The 21935-nt window shown below is 45.2% G+C and carries 18 protein-coding genes; 13 read left to right on the top strand and 5 right to left on the bottom strand.

What is annotated here, in order from left to right; all coding sequences use genetic code 11:
- The first annotated feature begins 19 nt into the window (after positions 1 to 19).
- Complete coding sequence (locus ACWYU8_RS07175; protein ID WP_457518397.1) at positions 20 to 1198, top strand: MFS transporter; 1179 nt, start codon at positions 20 to 22, stop codon at positions 1196 to 1198.
- Positions 1199 to 1282: 84 nt separating this feature from the next.
- On the opposite strand, the gene ACWYU8_RS07170 is transcribed toward ACWYU8_RS07175, so the two are convergent.
- The gene (locus ACWYU8_RS07170) at positions 1283 to 1858 is read right to left on the bottom strand and encodes a sugar O-acetyltransferase (protein WP_457518395.1); all 576 of its coding nucleotides are present in this window, start codon (positions 1856 to 1858) and stop codon (positions 1283 to 1285) included.
- Positions 1859 to 2090: 232 nt separating this feature from the next.
- Positions 2091 to 3092, bottom strand: coding sequence for an MBL fold metallo-hydrolase (locus ACWYU8_RS07165; protein ID WP_457518393.1), 1002 nt, complete (start codon positions 3090 to 3092; stop codon positions 2091 to 2093).
- Between the two features lie 159 nt (positions 3093 to 3251).
- Between ACWYU8_RS07165 and ACWYU8_RS07160 the strand changes: the two genes are divergently transcribed.
- The 3 genes from ACWYU8_RS07160 to ACWYU8_RS07150 all read left to right on the top strand — a co-directional run bounded on the left by ACWYU8_RS07160 (position 3252) and on the right by ACWYU8_RS07150 (position 8202).
- Positions 3252 to 4166, top strand: coding sequence for a LysR family transcriptional regulator (locus ACWYU8_RS07160; RefSeq protein WP_457518391.1), 915 nt, complete (start codon positions 3252 to 3254; stop codon positions 4164 to 4166).
- Between the two features lie 147 nt (positions 4167 to 4313).
- The gene (locus ACWYU8_RS07155; RefSeq protein ID WP_457518389.1) at positions 4314 to 4685 is read left to right on the top strand and encodes a DOPA 4,5-dioxygenase family protein; all 372 of its coding nucleotides are present in this window, start codon (positions 4314 to 4316) and stop codon (positions 4683 to 4685) included.
- A gap of 343 nt (positions 4686 to 5028) precedes the next feature.
- Complete coding sequence (locus ACWYU8_RS07150) at positions 5029 to 8202, top strand: HD domain-containing phosphohydrolase (protein WP_457518387.1); 3174 nt, start codon at positions 5029 to 5031, stop codon at positions 8200 to 8202.
- 59 nt (positions 8203 to 8261) lie between these two features.
- Here ACWYU8_RS07150 and ACWYU8_RS07145 read toward each other — a convergent pair whose 3' ends face one another.
- Together ACWYU8_RS07145 and ACWYU8_RS07140 are read right to left on the bottom strand one after the other, a co-directional pair.
- Positions 8262 to 9188: an electron transfer flavoprotein subunit alpha/FixB family protein gene (locus ACWYU8_RS07145; RefSeq protein WP_457518386.1), complete on the bottom strand. Its 927-nt coding sequence runs from the start codon at positions 9186 to 9188 to the stop codon at positions 8262 to 8264.
- The gene (locus tag ACWYU8_RS07140; protein WP_457518384.1) at positions 9185 to 9937 is read right to left on the bottom strand and encodes an electron transfer flavoprotein subunit beta/FixA family protein; all 753 of its coding nucleotides are present in this window, start codon (positions 9935 to 9937) and stop codon (positions 9185 to 9187) included. Before ACWYU8_RS07140 ends, ACWYU8_RS07145 begins: the two co-directional genes overlap by 4 nt.
- Before the next feature lie 159 nt (positions 9938 to 10096).
- Here ACWYU8_RS07140 and ACWYU8_RS07135 point away from each other — a divergent pair, with 159 nt between their 5' ends.
- The 9 genes from ACWYU8_RS07135 to ACWYU8_RS07095 all read left to right on the top strand — a co-directional run bounded on the left by ACWYU8_RS07135 (position 10097) and on the right by ACWYU8_RS07095 (position 20791).
- Positions 10097 to 11734 (top strand): electron transfer flavoprotein-ubiquinone oxidoreductase, encoded by a 1638-nt coding sequence (locus tag ACWYU8_RS07135; RefSeq protein ID WP_457518632.1) that lies wholly within the window; start codon positions 10097 to 10099, stop codon positions 11732 to 11734.
- Positions 11735 to 11976: 242 nt separating this feature from the next.
- Positions 11977 to 12777: an ABC transporter ATP-binding protein gene (locus ACWYU8_RS07130; RefSeq protein ID WP_014233943.1), complete on the top strand. Its 801-nt coding sequence runs from the start codon at positions 11977 to 11979 to the stop codon at positions 12775 to 12777.
- Positions 12777 to 14729: an AMP-binding protein gene (locus tag ACWYU8_RS07125; protein WP_457518382.1), complete on the top strand. Its 1953-nt coding sequence runs from the start codon at positions 12777 to 12779 to the stop codon at positions 14727 to 14729. The genes ACWYU8_RS07130 and ACWYU8_RS07125 overlap by 1 nt, the downstream gene beginning before the upstream one ends.
- The gene (locus ACWYU8_RS07120; RefSeq protein ID WP_457518380.1) at positions 14729 to 15622 is read left to right on the top strand and encodes a branched-chain amino acid ABC transporter permease; all 894 of its coding nucleotides are present in this window, start codon (positions 14729 to 14731) and stop codon (positions 15620 to 15622) included. Before ACWYU8_RS07125 ends, ACWYU8_RS07120 begins: the two co-directional genes overlap by 1 nt.
- Before the next feature lie 11 nt (positions 15623 to 15633).
- Complete coding sequence (locus ACWYU8_RS07115; protein ID WP_457518379.1) at positions 15634 to 16701, top strand: branched-chain amino acid ABC transporter permease; 1068 nt, start codon at positions 15634 to 15636, stop codon at positions 16699 to 16701.
- Between the two features lie 45 nt (positions 16702 to 16746).
- Positions 16747 to 17991, top strand: coding sequence for an ABC transporter substrate-binding protein (locus ACWYU8_RS07110; protein WP_457518377.1), 1245 nt, complete (start codon positions 16747 to 16749; stop codon positions 17989 to 17991).
- A gap of 52 nt (positions 17992 to 18043) precedes the next feature.
- A complete protein-coding gene (locus tag ACWYU8_RS07105) occupies positions 18044 to 18865 on the top strand; it encodes an ABC transporter ATP-binding protein (RefSeq protein ID WP_014233948.1) in 822 nt (273 codons plus the stop codon).
- Between the two features lie 9 nt (positions 18866 to 18874).
- On the top strand, positions 18875 to 20077 hold the full coding sequence (locus tag ACWYU8_RS07100; RefSeq protein ID WP_457518374.1) for a phenylacetate--CoA ligase family protein: 1203 nt from the start codon (positions 18875 to 18877) through the stop codon (positions 20075 to 20077).
- A gap of 111 nt (positions 20078 to 20188) precedes the next feature.
- Entirely contained in the window at positions 20189 to 20791 is a 603-nt protein-coding gene (locus tag ACWYU8_RS07095) for a methyltransferase domain-containing protein (RefSeq protein WP_457518372.1), read from the top strand.
- A gap of 41 nt (positions 20792 to 20832) precedes the next feature.
- Here ACWYU8_RS07095 and ACWYU8_RS07090 read toward each other — a convergent pair whose 3' ends face one another.
- On the bottom strand, positions 20833 to 21834 hold the full coding sequence (locus ACWYU8_RS07090; protein WP_457518370.1) for a helix-turn-helix transcriptional regulator: 1002 nt from the start codon (positions 21832 to 21834) through the stop codon (positions 20833 to 20835).
- Positions 21835 to 21935: the final 101 nt, after the last annotated feature.

The following is a 21935-nucleotide window of genomic DNA, read 5'->3' as shown; positions in this document are numbered from 1 at the left end:
TCGAATGCATGGAGATAGTATGTCGGGCCATTTAAAATACATGTTGGCATTGGTTTGCTGCTTTATTCTGGGTAACTTATATTACTCGCAGCCAATTATTGCCGATATTGCTCGCGATTTGGGCATAAACGCATCATCCAGTGGCGTAATTGTTACTATCACCCAGATAGGCTATTGCCTTGGTGTTTTGTTTCTGGTGCCTCTGGGTGATGTACTGGAAAGTCGCCGGTTAATCAGAAGTCTTGTGGGTGTTTCCGCGTTAGCGTTACTCAGTGCCGCTACAGCAACGGGGCAGACGATATTCTTAATCTCAATGTTTTTTGTTGGTTTGCTGTCCTGCTCAGTGCAAATCATTATTCCTATGAGTGTAGGGATGGCTGATGACAAAGATCGGGGCCAGGTAGTCGGGTTGATTATTTCTGGTGCCTTGTTGGGCATTGTTCTTTCACGGCCTATTTCGAGCTATATCACAGGGTTGTATGGTTGGAGAGTGAGCTATATTTTCGCCGCCATTCTAATGCTGGTGGTGCTTGTTTGCTTACAATACATTCCACGTAGAAAGCCCGATGCAAAGGGGCTGAGATATCCTGAAATGTTGACGTCCATGCTTCGACTGTTGGTTTCAGTTCGTGGTGTAAAAAGACGCTTAGGTACAATGTCTCTGGTATTCACTACGTTTACTCTGTTTTGGGCAACGGTGCCAATCGCTCTGCAGGACTTACTTGGGTTCAGTCACTCAGACGTTGCATTATATTCGTTGCTTGGTTTAGCGGCGCCGCCTTGTGCGATTATGGCGGGTAAGATGATCGACCGTGGTAAAGGTTTTGTGCTTACGGTAATCAGTATTGCGATGGTTGCCTGTGCTTTCGTTGTGACACCGATATTCGGTCTATTTGTGGCCTCATTTTTCGTCGCAGGTCTGTTATTGGATCCAGGTGTCCAGATGACCAATGTTGTGATTCAACAGTCGGTGATTTCTCTGGCGCCGCAGGCTCGTAGTCGTATTAACGCCTTGTGTATTGGCGCTACTTTTATCGGTGGAGCTCTCGGCTCTTGGTTAGGACCTTGGATTTATAGCCACTACGGGTGGGGGACGACGGTCATGGTGGCAGCCTTGATCGTGCTTGTTGCCTTCATGCTTAATTTATCGTTAAAAAATCGAGAAAAGGCTGGTGTTGAGGTAAGTGAACAAGTCTAGATTAATACCGATGACTACCTACTATTGTTCTCTATTAAAGTAACAAAGAGCCTGTTGAGGCTCTTTACTTTAATTGATGGATGTTCAGTCTTCGAGTTCTATTTGTTTAATGACTTTGGCTGGTACGCCACCGACGACAGTATTAGGCGGAACATCTTTACTCACCACAGCACCTGCAGCAACAACAGAACCGTCACCAATTGTTACGCCTTGCAGTATTGTCGCGTTAGCCCCAATCCATACGTCATTACCGATAACAATCGGTGCTGGAATGGTTGTTCCGCGTTTACGAGGATCTAAGTCGTGGTTTAGTGTTGCTAAAACCACATTGTGACCGACTAATGCGCCATCACCTAGGGTGATACCACCATGATCCTGAAAACAGCAACCTGAATTGATAAACACATTTTTGCCGATGGTAATATTCTTGCCGCAGTCAGTGTTAAACGGAGGGAACATCATGAAGCTATCGTCGACCGGCTTACCCGTTATTAAAGACATGAACTCTCGAATTTCTTCTGAAGTGTGGTAGCTGCCGTTAAGCTCTGATGTGATTTTAAGCGCTTGCTGAGCTAATTCATAACATTGTTGGTGGATGTCTGAGCCGCCTTCAATCACTCCGCCTTGGCGCATGTAGTCCAAGCATTCATCTAACGTCATCAATAATTCCTGTTATTCGTTTGAGCAAATTTATCTAATCAATATCACGGTGAGCCTGTGGATCAAGCATTAAATGGTCATCCGTTTCAGTGTCCCGATGAGTTGCCATGATGGTATACCCATTGCGCAAACAAAAAAAGGTGGCTTGTCCTGGGTTGAAGGAGTAAGCCACCAAACTAACTAAGAAAAGTAACAGTAGGAATTTTTGTGCTTAGAATGGCACTAAATGTGATTAACGATAGCTGTATAGGTACTCGGCAATCATTTGTGCGTTAGCAGGTACAGCTGTCTCATATCCGTAGTATTTACCGTATTTAGGACGAAGTTCCTCTGTCGCCTTACGAGCGATCTCACCGTACCATGCTGGTAGCATTACGGTATGTGCGTTGATTTTATCCATCTCAACACCAAAACCAAATGGGACTTCCTGCATCGCTTTCGCTACAGCACTTTCTAGCTCTGCAATAAAGGTCAGGTGGAAATTAAAGTCATCATGTGAGCCGACGTTACCGTGGCCACCGTTGAAGTGATCCCATTCCAATGCATTAACTGTCTTTAGGTTTTGTACCAGGTAGGTAAAGCGTTCTGAGCCTGCAAAGTTCCAGAATGGTGGTTGATCCGCATTGAGTAAGTCAGGCGCGTGCATTACGCGTTCCTGAACAAGCAACCATGCAGAGTGGTCGTCAGTGTGAGCGGCATGGGCGAATCCGTGAAGTTCGATAGTCTGATCTTCAAACTGGAATTTACTTTCTGGCCACTCGAGCACTTTGGTCGGGCGAGGTATCTTGCTTCCTAATAGCTCCATTTTATCGACGGTTGCTTGAGAAGCGACAATCTCTGGCGCGATAGTTTGCGTACTTTTAATCGCTTCAAGAATCTCTGCGGTACCAGAAATATGGTCTGCATGGTCGTGAGAGTAAACGATGGTTGCGATTGGTTTGTCGGTTACAGAACGAATCGCTTCTAAAATTTTATCGGCGCGCATTTCTAGCGGGTCAAACAGCAGTACGCCTTTGTCACCTACATAAAAAATGGTTGCGTAAAAACCAGACTCATACCAATAAGTGTGCTCAGTTAAACGTTGCAAAACGTAGGGTGTGGTCATATTAAGCTGGAAGAGGTCAGCCACTTTTTCACCGGGATTTAAAGCTTGAGAGCTGGACTGAACTTTGTAGACAGCATCGACAGTCGAAGGCGCTTCTTTGATGGCAGCAAATGCAGAACTGGTTGACATGATGGCTCCTAAAAGTAAAGCAGGAGCGAAAATACGATTAAACGTAGTCATTTAAACTTCCCATATTTGTTAGTTAATTAGAACGCAGATCAATGTACCTGTAATAGTAGTGCTGATAAATTGCGATTGAGTTAAATGATTATTGCATAGATTGAAATAATGGATAGATTTACCGCTGCACGAGTGTTTGTTGAGATTTCGGAACAGGGCAGTTTAACTAAAGCTGCGAAACAGTTAGATATGTCGACTGCGATGGTCAGCCGTTATCTAGTCGCAATTGAGAGTTGGTTTGGTGCACGCTTACTACATCGCACGACACGTCATGTCAGCCTGACTGCAGCGGGCGTTGCGAGTTTACCCGTGTGTAAACAAATGCTTCTTGCGGCAGAAGATGCGAGAAATGTTGCCCAGGAACATAGTGGAGAAGTTCAGGGAGAACTTCGTGTTAATGCGACTGGATCGTTTGCTGATACGCAACTTACCCAAGCTATTGTCGATTTTCAGCGAATTTATCCCCGAATTAATATTGTACTTTCGGTAGCCGATAACTTAACGAATTTGGTCGAGGATAGAGTCGATCTTGCCATTCGTATTACTAATACACTCGATCCAACCTTAATAAGTCGCCCACTTGCGTTGTGTCGTTCGGTGCTCTGTGCCTCCCCGGATTACCTTAAAAAAAATGGTTGCCCGAATTCTCTTCAGGATCTACAGAATCACAACTGCATTACTCATATTGCCGGAGTTTTCCGACATTATCGTTTTGTGCGAAATGGCGAGATAGTGGAGTATCAAGTTGCTGGCAATTTCCAAACTAACGAAACAGAGATTTTACGCCGTTCCGTTATTTCCGGCGCAGGGATTGGTATGTTACCTACGTTTTATGTGGGTAATGACCTCAGGCAAGGGAGGTTAGTGAGTATTCTTCCCCAAGAAGAGCCTGAAGTACTGGGGATACATGCCGTATATTTATCACGTAAGTATCAACCCGTTAGTTTGAGATTATTGGTTGACTTTTTAGTTGAGCGTTTTGGTGGTGAGATACCACCGTGGGAAAGAGATTTGATCGAGTAGCATCAATCCTATATCGACATCTAAAAACATGGTCTTTAAATAGACTCGATCACCTTTACCGCCGATGGCAGTGGAGATAGTCTACACTGTCAGTTATCTGACTTAAAATTTATAAATCCTTTGTGAATAAGGATATGGAAGTAAAACATGAATGAAATTAAGCGACCTGTAAACTCTCATCGGGCTTATCATGCCCATGTATATTTTGATCACGAAACCCTGGCGTTTGCGACGGCACTTTGCCGCGAAGCGGAAGAAAGGTTCCGAGTCAAAATGGGACGAGTCCATGAGAAATTGGTTGGTCCGCACCCGAAATGGAGCTGTCAGCTCAAGTTCACGTCTAAGGATTTCGATGAGCTCATTCCATGGTTAGATGAAAATCGAGAAGGTTTGTCAATTTTGGTTCACGCGCTTTCAGGTAACGAGTGGGAAGATCATACTCTTTATGCTTACTGGCTCGGTGACAGTCTTGCTTTGGACTTGTCTGTTTTCGAAGGATCAACAGAAAGCGAGGACTGATAAGCTTTAAAGCCTGAAGCATCACAACAAGGGGTCGTAAAAGCGGCTCCTTTTTTATGTCACTTATCCCTTTGAATGCACACAGGAATGATCTCCATTCATTCTAATTGAAGGATAAATAGAGAATATTATTTTTGTCCTGCCGTTGTCGGGAAAGAAACTTACCACACTCATGCGGTGGAGCTCTTTGAGCAAATTGAAGATAAAACTCATTCTTGATTATTTAAGTATCTGATCTAACCTAATATTTTAGCGATACTAATAATTATATCGTTGGCAAAGGATCTGTTATCCCGGGAGGCCAGAGTGCATGGGTGATGTGGTCAGGAAAAATACTTTCAGTATGAAAGTAACGGTCGTTACCGTTTTCTTATTTTTATCTTCGTTAATCGTCATTTTAGCCCTTTCATTACAGTATTACTTTAGTCAGGGACTCGCCAAAGATTCGGCATCCATTGCCTTTAACCGCACCGCGAATAGCTTTAGTGAAAAAATCGATTCACTTAATACTCAGACCAGTAATCTCATCAATGTTTTGTCTTATTTTCCCTACATAGATGAAAAGGTGAGTTTCCAGTCACCACCACCAGCCACAGAAGTCATCGCCCAAGCCATGTTAAAAAATCCGAATTTATACGGGATGTATATTGGCTACGGGAATGGAGATTTTTATGAACTAATTAATTTAGGCAGTAATAATGATTTCAAAGCAAAACATGGCGCTACTGCCGATGATAGTTGGCTGATCATTAAGATTCACGACACGCCAACCGGGAGAAAAAGAGAGTCGGAATATTATGACGTCAACTTTAATTTGACCCACCAAAAAATAGAGCCAACGACTTACTATGCGAATAAGCGGCCGTGGTATAGAAAAGCGATTAACGCAACGTATGTCATCAAAACCGCCCCGTATCTTTTCCACAATCTACAAACTCCGGGTGTCACTTACGCCAAGCGGATCCATAATACGGACAGTGTCATAGCCGCCGACATTTCCCTTTCGTCATTATCTGGCTTTCTCGCCAAAAATAACCCCAATGGCGAAGCGATGATATTTGATAATAACGGTAAGATTCACGCCCATTCGTTTGATGTAGAGGCGGAAAAGTTTCTCATTCCTGTAGTACCGCTCAAGCTATCGGAAGAAGAGAGGCGTTATGTCGATTCGCTAGGCGTCGTGAGAATAGCTAACAAGTCCAACTTTCCACCTTTTGATTTCTCATACAGTGGACTACCTCAAGGATATTCGACAGATTTGATTAACCTTCTGGCTCAAAAACTGGGGTTGGAGATCAAATACGTCAATGGCTACAGTTCGCAAGAATTGGATACTCTGTTTGAGTCAGACAGCATTGATATTTTCCAATCTGCCATAATCACTGAGTCCAGCCAAGATATGGACTTATTTACTACGCCATATTTAGAATTGTCTAGTGTTGTCGTGACAAAAAAAGACACGCCAACACTTGCTTCCGTAGAGCAGTTAGCAGGGAAATCGTTGGCTATTCAGGTAGACTCAGGACTAATTGATGTCATTCAGCGTGACTATCCGGGGATAAATGTACTTAAAGTCAAAGACAGCCTGAGTGCATTGCAAGCCGTGGTAAACGGCAGGGCAGATGCGGCGCTAGAGGCCAAAAAAGTGGCTAACTATTTAGTGAGCGCTTATTCCTTTACCGGGTTAGAAGTTCAGCCTGAACTCAAGGGCTTTCATCAATCGTTAGCGCTAATGGTTAACGAAGACAAAAGACCTCTAATCACTTTACTCAATAAGGCAATGGCTTCTGCCTCGGAAGCTGAAAAGCGCGCAATAGAACATAAGTGGGCAGAAAACGATAGAGACAACAGTAACCATAACAATAATATTGTTCGCGCGCTTAAAGCGGGGATTGTCCCTTTTCGTGAGCTCGTCGAAATGGCAAAGCAAAGTGATACTCAAAGTTCTGTACTGCAATCGATCAAGAGCCAAGGGCAAGCGTTCACCTTGTATGTTCAACGCGTTGAAGCAAGCTTTGGAACGGATGAGTATGTTGGGTTTGTGGTTCCTACCGAGTCCATTCAAGCTCCGTATATGGATAAAGTAAACAAAGCCACGATGATTACATTTGGCGCAATATTATTGCTACTACCAGTGCTCTTGTTCTTTGCTAACATCATCGTTCGTCCAGTCCGGGCTCTATATAGCGAGAGTGAAAAAATCAAGAAACGAGATTTCAAAACGTTAAAGAACGTACCGAGTTGGATATCTGAACTCGCAGCACTTTCAGACTCGATGTTTTCGATGTCTCGTTCTATCGAGCAATATCAGAAGAATCAGCAAGAACTCATGGACTCGTTCGTCAAACTGATTGCACAAGCCATTGATGACAAGTCACCTTATACGGCGGGGCATTGTGAGAGGGTGCCTATCCTAGCGATTGAACTTGCTAAAGCCGCCAACAAGAGTGATTTGCCCGCTTTTAAAGACTTCAAACTGAAAACGGAAGATGAGTGGCGAGAGTTTGAAATCGCAGCTTGGTTACATGACTGCGGTAAAGTTACTACGCCAGAACATATCGTGGATAAGGGAAGTAAGCTAGAAGCAATATGTAATCGTATCCACTTGGTTAGAATGCGATTTGAGGTTCTGCTAAGAGACGCAGAGATCGAATACTGGAAAGGTATTGATGAGGGCAAAGATGCTGGTGAATTGAAGCGCGCACTTTACCAGCGTCAGGACCAGATTAGAGATGACTTTGACTTTGTTGCCCAATCCAATGTGGGGGGCGAGTTTATGTCTGACGAGCACATAGAGAGGTTGAAAGATATTGCTGCGCAGACATGGGTGCGAAACTTAGATGATCGATTGGGTTTATCACCGGAAGAAAGCCGACGCATGGAAGACATACCATCTCAGAACTTACCTTGTGAAGAGAACTTGCTGTCTGACAAACCAGAACATTTGATTAAATGGCCACAGGATCCGAATAACAAAATTGGCGATGATATCAAAATGAGAGCCCCGGAATATCAGGCCAACCAAGGGGAACTGTACAACTTAAGTATTGGCCGAGGTACTTTAACGGTAGAAGATCGTTACCGAATCAATGAACATATCGTTTCTACGATACGCATGCTCGAAGCCTTACCATTACCTGAAGAGTTAAAGCGGGTACCAGAATATGCGGGTGGACACCACGAAACCCTTAGAGGTGACGGATATCCGAAGCAGCTCAGCGCAGAAGAGTTAACAACAGCAACGCGAATCTTAGCCATTGCGGACGTCTTCGAAGCGCTCACCGCATCAGACCGACCTTATAAGAAAGCGAAGCCATTAAGCGAAGCGATAAAAATACTCAACTTTATGGTTCAAGATGGGCACTTAGATAAAGATCTGTTTGAGCTAATGTTAAGTAAAAATCTTCACATTGAGTACGCTAAAACGTTCTTGCCGGAAGATCAGTTAGATGTTGAGGAAGCGCATAATTATGACACGGTGGCTGGAGCGGAACCTCGAAACGTAAGCAATAGCTAGTTAGTTCGAACGGATCGAAAAGGGCGAGCATAATCATGCTCGCCCAGAGTCGGGTTTATTTACAGTTGTTCAGCAAGTTGAGGCAATATTTCGAACAGATCGCCTACTAATCCGTAGTCTGCTACTTCAAAGATAGGGGAGTCAGGATCTTTGTTGATTGCAACGATCACCTTTGACTCTTTCATACCTGCGAGGTGCTGGATTGCGCCAGAGATCCCAACCGCAATGTAAAGCTTAGGCGCTACGATTTTACCGGTTTGACCAACTTGTAAGTCGTTGGCAACAAAGCCAGCATCAACCGCAGCACGAGAAGCGCCAATAGCCGCGCCAAGTTTGTCCGCGACTTTTTCTATCAGTGCGAAATTCTCTTTGCTACCCACACCGCGACCACCAGAAATTACGATTTCTGCCGCAGTCAATTCTGGTCGTTCAGAAACGGTCTTTTCGATAGCGATCAATTCAACCACAGGCGACTGAACCGTGACTTGTTGATGTTCAATGTCGACTTGGTTATGACAAGCAACAGGATCAAAGGCAGAAGCGCGTACTGTTACTACCCGCAAATTGTCATTTGAAGTCACTTTGGCGAAGGCGTTACCAGCATAAATCGGGCGAATAAACGTCTTTTCATCAACGACTTGAACAATATCTGAAATTTGTCCCACACCGCATTTTGCAGCAATACGTGGCGCAAGATCTTTGCCTTTTGATGATGAGTTTGCCCAGATACCGTCGAAATTTTCCGCAAGACTTGTCACGACAGGCGCGATATTTTCAGCGAATTGATGCACTAACGACTCGTCATCAATACAAATGACTTTCGAAATACCGTCAACTCGGCTTGCTTGTTGTGCGACGTCTTCACACTGATAGCCAACCACGAGCAAGGTATTGTCCTGGCTCGCCTGAGTTGCAGCTTTTACCACTTTTAACGTATCCGCATGCAACTGGCGGTTGTCATGTTCTGCAATAATTAGATTTTTCATGAAATCACCTTCGCTTCGTTACGTAGCTTATCGATCAATTCCGAGACAGACGCCACTTTGATGCCTGCTTTTCTCTGCGCTGGTGGTGTCACTTCAGTGATGGTTTGGCTAAACACGACTTCGACACCCAGACTCTCAGGTGTGATGGTGTCTAAAGGTTTGCGTTTGGCTTTCATGATGTTTGGCAAAGACGCAAAGCGAGGCTCATTTAAGCGCAAATCGGTGCTGATCACCGCCGGTAGGCTCATTGCTACTGTCATCAAACCGCCGTCAACTTCTCTCACTACCTGAACTTTTTGATCTTCAATCTTTACATCGGAAGCGAAGGTTGCCTGAGGCCAGTCAAGTAGGCCGGCCAGCATCTGTGCGACCTGATTGTTGTCGGTGTCGATGGATTGTTTACCCGTGATCACCAGTTGAGCCTGCTCTTGCTCGACGATTGTTTTTAGTAGCTTCGATACAACTAGCGGCTCAATTTTATCTGCAGTTTCAATATGAATGGCTCGATCTGCGCCTAGCGCTAGGGCAGTACGCAATTGTTCCTGACACTGTGTGCCACCCGCACTCACAACGATGACTTCTTCTGCAATCCCTTGTTCTTTAAGTCGCACAGCTTCTTCAACGGCGATTTCACAGAAAGGGTTGATAGTCATCTTGACGTTATTGGTTTCAACATCGCTGTTGTCCGACTTAACACGGACCTTAATGTAAGGATCAATGACCCTTTTAATTGGCACTAGTATTTTCACGTTAGATTCCTTTTTACAGTGAAGACTATGTGTTTACAGTGAAGACGATGTGATGACGTCTTTAAATTGATGTTAATTTACCTTTACGTTTGCGTCAACTTTAAATATATTGTTGCTTAACAAGTTGGCAACATGCAAAAAGAAGAAGGGAATACAACCATGGAAAGAGACTGCATGGAGTTTGATGTTCTGATTGTTGGCGCAGGGCCTGCGGGCTTGTCTGCTGCCTGTCGCATTAAACAGTTGGCAATGGAAAAAGACCAGGAAATCTCAGTTTGTGTTGTCGAGAAAGGTTCAGAAGTCGGCGCGCACATTCTCTCTGGCGCGGTGTTTGAAACGCGCGGTCTGGAGGAGCTGTTTCCTGATTGGGAGGCAATGGGTGCCCCACTGAATACCAAAGTCAATCAGGATAAAACCTACTATCTGAGTAATGAACTCAATGGTCATGAGCTGCCAACGTGGGCGGTGCCTAATACGTTACACAACGAAGGTAACTACATAATAAGCTTAGGTAACTTATGCCGCTGGATGGCGAATGAAGCGGAAAACTTAGGCGTAGAAATTTACCCAGGTTTCAGTGCCAGTCAGGCTATCTTTGACGAGCAAAACCGTGTTTGTGGCGTAATCACTGGCGATATGGGCTTGGATAAAAATGGCGAGCAGAAAGCCAATTTTGAGCCGGGTATTGAGCTTCGCGCTAAGTTTACCCTGTTTGCCGAAGGTGCACGTGGTCATATTGGTAAGCAGTTGATTAACACATTTAATCTGGCCGATGATAAAACGCCTCAGCACTATGCGATTGGCTTTAAAGAGCTGTGGGAAGTTCCAGCCGAGCAGCATAAGCAAGGGTTAGTTGTGCATGGATTAGGCTGGCCACTTGCTAGTGAGGCAACAGGGGGAAGCTACCTTTATCATTTGGAAGGTAACCAAGTTGCGGTTGGTCTGATCGTCGACCTTAATTATACGAACCCTCATCTCAGCCCGTTTGACGAATTCCAACGGTTCAAACATCACCCGATGATTGAGCAGTACCTTAAAAATGGTAAGCGCATCAGCTATGGCGCGAGAGCGATCGCTAAAGGCGGATTTCATTCTCTTCCGACTCAACAATTTGCGGGTGGATTATTGATTGGCTGCGATGCTGGAACGCTCAACGGTGCGAAAATCAAAGGCACTCATACCGCAATGAAATCGGGGATGCTTGCCGCCGAAGCGGTATTCGAAGCAATTTCAAATCAATCGGTTACTGCTGATTATCAAAAGCATTTCCAACAGTCGTGGCTGTATGAAGAGCTTTATCAAGCACGTAACTTTTCTAGTGGTATTCACCGCTTTGGCGCTTGGTTAGGTGGAGGCTTAGCCATGCTGGAACACAACGTGTTAAAAGGCAAAGCAAAGTGGAATGTACGTTGTAATAATCCCGATCATCAGTCGTTACTTTTGGCAGAAAAGAGTAATGAGATTGTCTATCCAAAACCTGACGGCGTACTGAGTTTTGACCGTCTTTCTTCTGTCTATCTGTCCAATATCTATCACGAAGAAGATCAGCCTTGTCATCTGCAACTCACTAGTCCGCGTATCCCTATAGAGCAGAACTTAGCACTCTACGCAGAACCCGCACAGCGCTACTGTCCAGCAGGGGTCTATGAGGTTGTGCAGGGTGAAGATCAAGCCCAATTACAGATTAATGCGGCAAACTGCATTCACTGTAAAACCTGCGACATCAAGGACCCAAGTCAAAATATAACCTGGACACCTCCGGAGGGTGGTGGTGGTCCCAACTACCCAAACATGTAATATCTGACATTAACTTTTGTTAACAAATTATTTACTTAAACTTTGCGTTGGTTCAAATCTTAATCGATGAACTGGATTGCAACTTCAACTTCTAGGCACTATTCTGATTTTAACTTGACGTTTACGTAAACTGAATAAATGAGTTGATGCATAGGTGTATAAGCAGTTGCCAGTATCAACGTCAGGCTGGATATGGAAATAGTGCTTCACGGAACGCACTCAAAAAGAAAGGGAGATCAACTATGGTATCGGAAACACCTCTTTTGCAGGTAAACGATATTTCATTGGCCTTTGGTGGGGTTAAAGCTTTAACCGATGTGAGCTTCCATGTGAACGAAAAGGAAATCTTTTCAATCATTGGTCCCAACGGTGCTGGTAAAACATCAATGCTCAACTGCATTTCAGGACGATACACGCCTAACAAAGGCTCCGTAGTGTTTGCCGGAAATGACGTCACCAAGCGTACACCGAGTCAACGAGCAGAGTTAGGTCTGGGTAGAACGTTCCAGAACCTGGCGCTTTTTTCTCATATGTCTGTACTCGATAACATCATGGTTGGCCGCCATCACCTGTTGAAAAACAACTTTGTAACAGGTCCGCTTTACTGGTTCTCTAACGCACAAAAAGAAGAGATGGCACACCGCAAGTACGTAGAAGACGTCATCGACTTTTTAGAAATCCAACACATCCGTAAAGCCACCGCTGGCACGCTTTCTTACGGGTTACGTAAGCGTGTTGAGCTTGCTCGCGCTATAGCTTTGAAACCAAAACTTCTCCTGCTTGATGAACCGATGGCCGGCATGAACCTGGAAGAAAAGGAAGACATGGCACGTTACATCATGGATCTCAACGAAGAACTGGACATCACCATCATCATGATCGAGCACGATATGGGTGTGGTCATGGACATCTCTAACCGAGTGCTCGTTTTGGATTTTGGTAAACACATTGCGATGGGGCAGCCAGAAGAAGTCATGGCGAACCCTCACGTGAAACAAGCCTACTTAGGTGAAGAACTTCCGACATTAGAGGAGAGTGCATAATGGCACAGCAACATAATGATTGGGCAGATATAACCAGCTTAGATACCTTTCCAAAAGTGTTGCAGCACAACGCCAAGCACTGGCCAGATCAGGTCGCAATGCGCGAGAAGGAATTTGGTATTTGGCGAGAATTTACTTGGCAGGATTATGAAGATCGAGTCAAGTGGATGGCGCTTGCACTGCAAGATTTAGGTGTTGGTGAGCAAGACGTTGTGGGGCTTTTAGGCGACAACCGACCTGAATGGGTGTGGGGTGAACTGGCCGCGCATGCGATCAAAGGTTATTCACTGGGCATCTATCAAGACTCGATGCACGAGGAAGTGGCGTATTTAATCAACTATGCCAAAGCGAAAGTAGTGATTGCAGAAGACGAAGAGCAATGTGACAAATTGCTTGAACTTGGTAATGAGATCCCAAGTGTTGAATACATCATTTATTGTGACCCTCGCGGGATGCGTAAGTACGATGATCCGCGACTGATTGACGTCGAGCAAGTGTACAAAAAAGGTCAGCTTATAGACAAAGCAGATCCAGACAAGTACCCGAACATGGTAGCGGCAACGAAAGGCAGCGACCTCTCGATTCTTTGTACTACTTCGGGTACGACTTCAAAACCGAAACTGGCTCAGTTACATAGTGGTAACTTCTTGGATCACTGTGCGGCTTATCTGCGTGCCGACCCACGTTCTCCAGGTGATAACTACGTTTCGGTACTTCCACTGCCTTGGATCATGGAGCAGGTATATGTGGTTGGTCAGGCGTTGATTTCCCGTCAAATCGTCAACTTTGTCGAAGAGCAGGAAACCATGATGGCGGACTTACGCGAGATTGGCCCAAACTTCGTTTTATTGGCTCCACGTGTATGGGAAAACATTGTGGCAGACGTGTCTGCTCGAATGATGGACTCTACACCGTTTAAGCAGAAAATGTACAAACTCGGAATGAAGTTGGCGAATCAAGCCTTGGATCAGGGTAAACGCTCCAAGTTAGCCGAATGGATTCTTCTGCGAGCACTGCGTGACCGTTTAGGATTCTCGAATCTGACCTCTGCTGCAACAGGCGGTGCGGCAATGGGCCCAGATACTTTCCGTTACTTGCAAGCGATTGGTGTGCCACTCAAACAGCTTTATGGTCAGACCGAAATGTGTGGCGCGTACACCGTGCATAAAGCGGATGATGTCGACTACGACTCAGTTGGTGTGGCGTTTGACAATGCGGAAGTGAAAGTCATCAACCCAGACAGCAATGGGGTTGGTGAGATCATTGCCAAAAGTACTGGCATGTTTACCGGCTACCTCAATAACCAAGCCGCTTACGATGAAGATGTCCTGGATGGCTGGATGCATACTGGCGACGCGGGCTATTTTAAAGAATCTGGCCACTTAGTGGTGATCGACCGTCTGAAAGACATGTCGGAAACCAGCCATGGCGACCGTTACTCTCCGCAGTTTATTGAAAACAAACTCAAGTTCTCACCATTTATCGCAGAAGCAGTTGTGGTGGGTAAAGACAGACCTTGGCTCTCTGCAATTATCTGTATTCGTTACGCGATCGTCGCCAAATGGGCAGAGCAAAAGGGTATTGCGTTCACCAACTACACCAACCTTTCTGCGCAACCTGAGGTGTATAAAGCGATTCGCGAAGAAGTACTCAAAGTTAACGAGTCTCTGCCGGACGCACAGAAAATCAGCAAATTTATTCTGCTTTATAAAGAGTTGGATGCCGATGACGGCGAGTTAACCCGTACTCGTAAAGTTCGTCGTGGTGTGGTTGCGGAGAAATACGCTGACATCATCGAAACCATTTACAGTGCTGCGCCAAATGTCGATGTCGATACGGTGATTACTTATCAGGATGGGACTAAGACACGCATTCAAACGTCACTGGTGATTGAAACGCTTATTCAACATGAGCTGACACTGGTGGATAGCGAACAACGGAGGATCGCATAGTGAATACGGATTTATTACTGCAACTCGTCATTAATGGCGTAATCGTCGGCATGTTGTATGGCGTGGTCGCCATGTGCTTCGTATTGATTTACAAATCGACTCAGGTGGTGAACTTCGCGCAAGGTGAATTTCTACTGATCGGCGCATGGGTGTGCTGGGCGGCGTTGGTTCACCTTCAATTACCTTTCTTTGTCGGCTTCTTACTGACACTCGCCTTTATGATGGTGTTTGGTATCGCGGTCCAAACCATTGTGCTCAGACCTTTAATTGGTGAGCCGATCATCTCGGTCATTATGGTGACCATTGGTCTGTCGATGTTCTTCCAGGCACTGATGAAATGGATATTTGGTGTATCAGCGGTATCGTACCCACAAGTATTCGAAACAAACGTAGTGAATATCGGTGGTCTCAACGTTGAGTTTGCTTACATCCTTAGCTTGATCATCTCAATGATCATCATGGGTGCGTTCTACTGGTTCTTCAAATTCAGCAAAATGGGTTTGGCGATGCGAGCGACAGCATTTAACCAGCAAGTAGCCCAGAGTCTTGGCATTTCCATCAAGAAAGTGTTTGCAATCAGTTGGGCTATTTCGGCGATGGTATCCGCGACAGCAGGGATTGTTATCGGGATTGTAAACGGTGTTTCTGACGCGCTATCCATCATCGGCATCAAAGTATTCCCAGCGGTTATTTTAGGTGGCTTGGACTCGGTGGTCGGGGCGATTGTTGGTGGTATCACTATCGGGTTACTAGAGAATCTGGCTGAGTTTTTTGATAGCCAATACCTGCAAGTGGGTAACCTGTACAACATCGCACCTTTCTATGTGCTGTTAATCATTCTTGCCTTCAAGCCATATGGCCTGTTTGGTACCAAAGATATTGAGCGTATTTAAGGAGAAATAACATGGCTCAACTTAGCATGCGCCCATGTGGGGATTTTCGAACCACATACAAAAGTGATACGCCGATTTTTGAAACCAAAACCATTAGAAGACTAGCGATAGCGGGTGTTATCGCGATGCTTGCAGCGCCGCTGGTTCTGGATATCTACTTCCTCAACCTATTTATTCAGATTGCATATCTGGGTATTGCAGCGCTGGGTCTGAACATTCTGGTTGGCTTTACCGGGCAAATTTCGTTAGGTCACGGTGCGTTCTTTGGCTTTGGCGCATTTGCATCGGCATGGCTGAATAACCAATACAACATTCCTGTGGTGCTTGCCATTCCGCTCGCGGGTTACCTTACCATGATTGTCGGGATGATCTTTGGTCTGCCAGCGGCGCGTATCAAAGGATTGTACCTTGCAATCGCAACCTTAGCTGCACAGTTCATCTTAGAAGATTTCTTTGCTCGCGCTGAGTGGTTCAGTGGTGGTTCATACGGCGCAAGTGCAAACCCAATCAATCTGTTTGGTTTCGAATTTTCGACCGATGAAAGCTTCTTCTATGTTGCACTGTTTGCGCTGATCTTTATGTACATGTGGGCATCGAACCTCATCCGCTCGCGTGATGGACGTGCGTTTGTCTCAGTACGAGATCACTACTTATCCGCAGAAATCATGGGTATAAATCTGACCAAGTATCGTCTGCTTTCTTTTGGTGTCTGCGCATTTTACGCAGGTATCGGCGGCGCACTCTACGGTCACTACTTAGGCTTTGTCTCTGCGGAAGGCTTCACCATCATGATGTCTATCCAGTTCCTGGCGATGATCATCATCGGTGGTCTGGGCTCAGTAAAAGGCACCTTAATGGGCACGATATTTATCGTATTGCTGCCAGAAGTTTTAGAGTTTAGCGTAACGGGTTTGGCTGCGTTTAGCGATAACACTTCGTTTATTGATGGGCTGGCTTACTTCAAAGAAATGGCAATTGGTCTGGTCATCATGCTGTTTCTGATTTTCGAACCTCAAGGGTTGTCACATCGCTGGCAGCAGATTCGAGCATATTGGAAACATTATCCGTTCTCTTATTAACGTGTACTTAAGTGGAATATACCTCAATAACAAGGACAACGAGTTATGAACAAAGGACATTTAGCGACAACGTTGGTGCTATCTTCGGCACTGTTTACTACCGCATCTTGGGCAAAAGATTCCGTGTTTGTCGGGCATCTGGTGGATTTCTCTGGTCCAACGGCTTATGTAAGTAAACCGTACGGCTCTGGTGTACGAGATGCACTGCAGTGGATTAACGAAAATGGCGGCATCAACGGTACCGAATTAGAATTTGAAACGGTGGATATGGCGTACAAAGTGCCAGTTGCGATTTCTAACTACAAACGTTGGGTTGCCCGTAAGAACATGGTAGCGCTGCAAGGTTGGGGTACGGCGGATACCGAAGCGTTAATCTCTTTTGTCACCAAAGACAAAGTGCCAGTCTTTTCGGCATCTTACTCGGGCCACTTAACAGACCCAACAGGTAAAAACCCGAAAACCGCCAAACCTGCTCCGTACAACTTCTTCTATGGCGCTTCTTATTCAGATGCCTGTCGTGCATTGGTGAAATGGGCGAAAGAAGACTGGGAAGCGAAAGGCAATACCACTGCGCCTAAATTTACTCACATCGGCGATAACCACCCGTTCCCGAATGCGCCAAAAGAGGCGTGTGCAGAGTATGCCAAAGAACTGGGCTTTGAAGTGCAAAATCCAGTGGTTGTGTCACTTAAACCGGGCGATTTTAAAGCGCAATGTCTGTCACTTAAAGAGTCTGGTACCAACTACGGCTACATCGCAAACTTAGGTGGTTCGGTGATTTCTCTGGTGAAGTCGTGTAACACGGTCGGCACCGACTTCCAATACATGGCGAACATCTGGGGCGGTGATAAACCAGTTATTGAAGCGGCGGGTGACGGTCTGAAAGACTATGTTTTCCCGGGTATGACCGCATTCTGGGGTGATGATACAGAAGGAATGAAACTGGTTGAGGAAATTTCCAAACTGTCAGAGTCGGAACCAGGAGAGTTTCGAACTCACCACTACATCCGTGGCGTGTGCTCTGCGTTCTACATGAAAGAAGCGATGGAGTGGGCGAAAGACAACGGTGGTATTACCGGTGAAAATATCAAGAAAGGCATGTACGTACACACCAACTGGGTACCAAAAGGCCTGGAGGGTGTATGTATTCCTGCTAACTGGCAACCAGAAGATCACCGTGGCACAACAACCGTAAACGTGTTTATGGGTAATAACCAGGGTGGCGCGGTAGACATCAAGAAAGTGTCTCAAGTTACATTGTCACGTCGTGATGATTGGCTAGGTTACTAATTTCAAACGAGAACAGGTGAGAGGAAACTCTCACCTGCACAGGAGTGGCTTGATGAGTGAATTAGCAACGAATATAGAACCAGCAGAAATCCTGCTCTCGGTTAACAATATCGAAGTGGTCTACGACGAAGTAATCTTGGTTCTGCGTGGTGTAAGCCTTGAAGTGCCAAAGGGTCAAATCGTGACGCTATTAGGCGCAAACGGGGCGGGTAAATCTACCACACTAAAAGCGATTTCTGGTTTGTTGAAAACCGAAGATGGCGAAGTGACCCGTGGTGAAATTACCTTCATGGGCGAGCGTATCGACAACAAGAGCCCGGAAGAAATTGTCCGGTCAGGGATATTCCAGGTGATGGAAGGACGTCGGATTGTCGAAGATATGACGGTTATCGAGAACCTTCGCTTAGGTGCATTTACCCGCAATGACAACGAGGTCGAGAAAGACATCGAAATGGTGTTTGACTACTTCCCTCGACTCAAAGAACGTACTGGTCTCGCGGGCTATTTGTCTGGCGGTGAGCAGCAAATGCTCGCAATTGGCCGTGCACTCATGGCTCGCCCAAAAATGATCTTACTTGATGAACCGTCGATGGGGCTTTCGCCACTGCTGGTGAAAGAAGTGTTCAGCATCATTGAGAAGATCAACAAAGACCAAGGTATTACCATGTTGCTGGTGGAGCAGAACGCGAACTTTGCCCTTCATGCAGCCGATTACGGTTACATCATGGAGTCAGGCAAAATTGTACTCGATGGCACCAAGCATGAGCTGCTTAACAATGAAGACGTGAAAGAGTTCTACCTTGGTGGTGGCGATGAAGAGCGCAAAAGCTTTAAGAACTTAAAATCTTACAAACGTCGTAAGCGTTGGTTGTAAGGAGTGGTGATGAACGAATTATTTGATGCGAAAGAGTCTCTGCCGTCAACAGAGAGAGAAGAATCTCTGTTTAAACGTCTGCCGACACTGATTGAAAATGCAAAAGCGCACAGCGAGCATTACGCTAAACTATTCGCAGATATTGATCCTACCGCGGTAAGTTGTCGCGAAGGGCTATCGAAGTTGCCGATTACACGCAAGTTTAATGTGCCAAGCCAGCAGCAACTTAAGCCGCCGTTTGGGGGCTTGAACAGCGTCAGTATCGGGCAAATGGTTCGCGTGTTTCAATCTCCAGGCCCATTGTATGAAGCGCAAACGGATGAAGCTGACTTCTGGCGAATGGGGCGAGCATTCCATGCAGCAGGATTTCGCAGTGGGGATTTAGTCCACAATACGCTCTCTTATCACTTCTCTCCTGGTGGATTTATCATGGATGGCGGAGCAAGAGCCTGTGGCTGTGCGGTATTTCCGGCTGGGGTAGGGAATACCGAAGCGCAGATAGAAGCGATCAAACAGCTTCAGCCAACGGGCTACACCGGGACACCATCTTACCTAATTACTTTGCTAACCAAGTATCAAGAGCAATATGGTGAGAAGCCGAGTATTACCAAGGCTCTGGTTTCTGGAGAAGCGGTCACGGCAGACATGCAAAAAGCGTTTTCAGACTTGGGCATTGCAGTGTCTCAAGCGTATGCGAGCGCAGAACTTGGTTTGATTGCTTATCAGGTTTCTGGTGAACAAGGCTTAGTGATTGCAGAGGATATCATTGTTGAAATCGTTGACCCTGATGGTATGCCTGTTCAATCAGGTGAAATCGGTGAGGTGGTGGTCACTTCTCTGGATGAAAAGTTTCCGCTTATTCGCTACGCAACCGGTGATCTATCTGCTTACATCGAAAGAAAATCTGACTCACCGCGTACAAATATGCGTATAAAGGGCTGGCTGGGGCGTGCGGATTCTGCTGTTAAGGTAAAAGGTCTATTTGTCTATCCACATCAGATACAGGAAGTGTGTCGTCGTCATGAAATCACTGGCTCGTTAAAAATTGAGCGCGATGGTTTCAGCGATACGATTACATTCTGTTGCCAGGAAGATCACGTTTCTGCCGATGATATTCAAGCAACGTTGCAGTCTGTTACTAAGCTCAAGGGCAAGGTCCAGTTTGTGCCGAACAGTGCAGAGCAACCTCTGATTAACGATTTACGCAATTAGCAACGTTAGATATAACAGGGTAAGGCTAGGAGAAAAGGGATACCGAGATTAGTCGCGTATCCCTTTTTAAGTTATTTTTAAGTTAAACAATACCGCTTTAAAGGAAGTGCGATGAAAACGACAGACTCACCAAGTATTGATGTGAATTTCTGGGATGATTTGTTTGTCAAAGGCACAATGCCGTGGGATTGTAATCAAGCACCTGAAGCATTGAAACATTATCTAAATTGCACTTTTGGTGAAGTACAATCTGTGATTATTCCTGGATGCGGCGCGGCGCATGAAGTATCGAGCTTTCTTGAACATGGACATGATGTTGTCGCGATGGATTACAGCGAAGAAGCCGTGAAAATGGCTCAATCAAAGCTTGGCAGGCACAAAGATAAAGTCAGGTTAGGGGACGTGTTTAGCGCGGAATTCTCCGAGCCGTTTGATGTGATTTATGAACGAGCATTTTTAGCCGCATTACCAAAAGAGAAGTGGGACGATTACTTTGCAATGATTCAGCGGTTATTACCAAGCAAAGGTCTTCTGGTGGGTTATTTCGTTATCGATAACGACTATCTATCGCGCTTTCCTCCGTTTTGTTTACGTAATGGAGAGTTGGAAAGAAGGTTAGAGTCATCCTTCAATCTGCTCGAATCGTCACCTGTCACAAATAGCGTTGATGTGTTTAAAGGCAAAGAGTATTGGATGGTGTGGCAGAAGAAGTAACGATAGGTAAAAATTCACTGATTACTCGAATTTGCAACTATCTAATCTCGTTGTAAAAACGTGTCTCTGAGATCCTTTGGCGTGCAGTTGAATGTGCTTTTGATATAACGATTGAAGCTGCTTTGTGATTGAAACCCCAGTCTAAATGCGATTTCGCTTAGTGGAATGTTGGGTTGCATAAGTAGCTCTCTGCTTTTTTTGTTGCGAAATTGTGTAAGCAGATACTGATAGCTTGTGCCTTCTTTTTTCAGTTGTCGATTAAGTGTCCAGCGTGAAAGGTGCAACGATTCACAAATTCTTTCTAAGCAGTGTTCGAGTTGCTCATTTTGATACAAACGCAGTATATGAACTTTAACCTTTTGCACAATTAGGTGTGTACTTAAGTAGCTGTCGACATAATCTAATTGTGACTCCGCTAAACTGATTAGTGCTGAATCAATACTCGCATTGAAGTGTAATGCTGGTGCTGTGAGATAATCAGATGGAATGAATAGATTACAGGTAGTTTGACTAAGTCGAATATCATCTTTTATCAGCTTGTTTAGTGGTTTACTGATTCGGTCACTAGGAAAATACCAAGTTATTGGTGGATTTTGTATGTCATAGAGATCTTTAATCAGGTGACTAATAATCGAAAAATTACTGATAGCACTTAAGATGCCGTGCCCATCAAATTTATCGGGTACGTACTCAATAAAGATTCCCGTCGTTGTTGGCGTCAACAAATAAGAGTCTGACGTCCCTATCAAGTTTTGATACTTGATATATCTTTCGATGGCAATCTGGCCATTAGGACTGTTGGCTACACAGGCAAGCTCAGGGATGATAGATAATAACCACTCAAACGTTGGCAGCGACACAGGGGCTTTGACCAATTTATTCACTTCAGCCACCAATCTGCGCCACAAATTTTCAGGAACGTAGTGTTCAGCGACCATTGTAGAGAGGGCTTGTGAATGCAATTGAGTCAGTGCAATTGTACGGTTAGATTTCGTTACTGACTGATAGCAATGTTCAAACAATGGATAACTAATTAGGCTCATTGATGTTCGCTCCTTGAAACTACAATCAGGTTAAATCAGAGATTGCACCAGAGCTAATCGCAACCCCGTTTTTTGTTAGCTAGATCGGCTAACTCACTATT

Source organism: Vibrio limimangrovi, from assembly GCF_054064025.1.
This window is presented reverse-complemented; position numbering and strand designations above follow the sequence as displayed.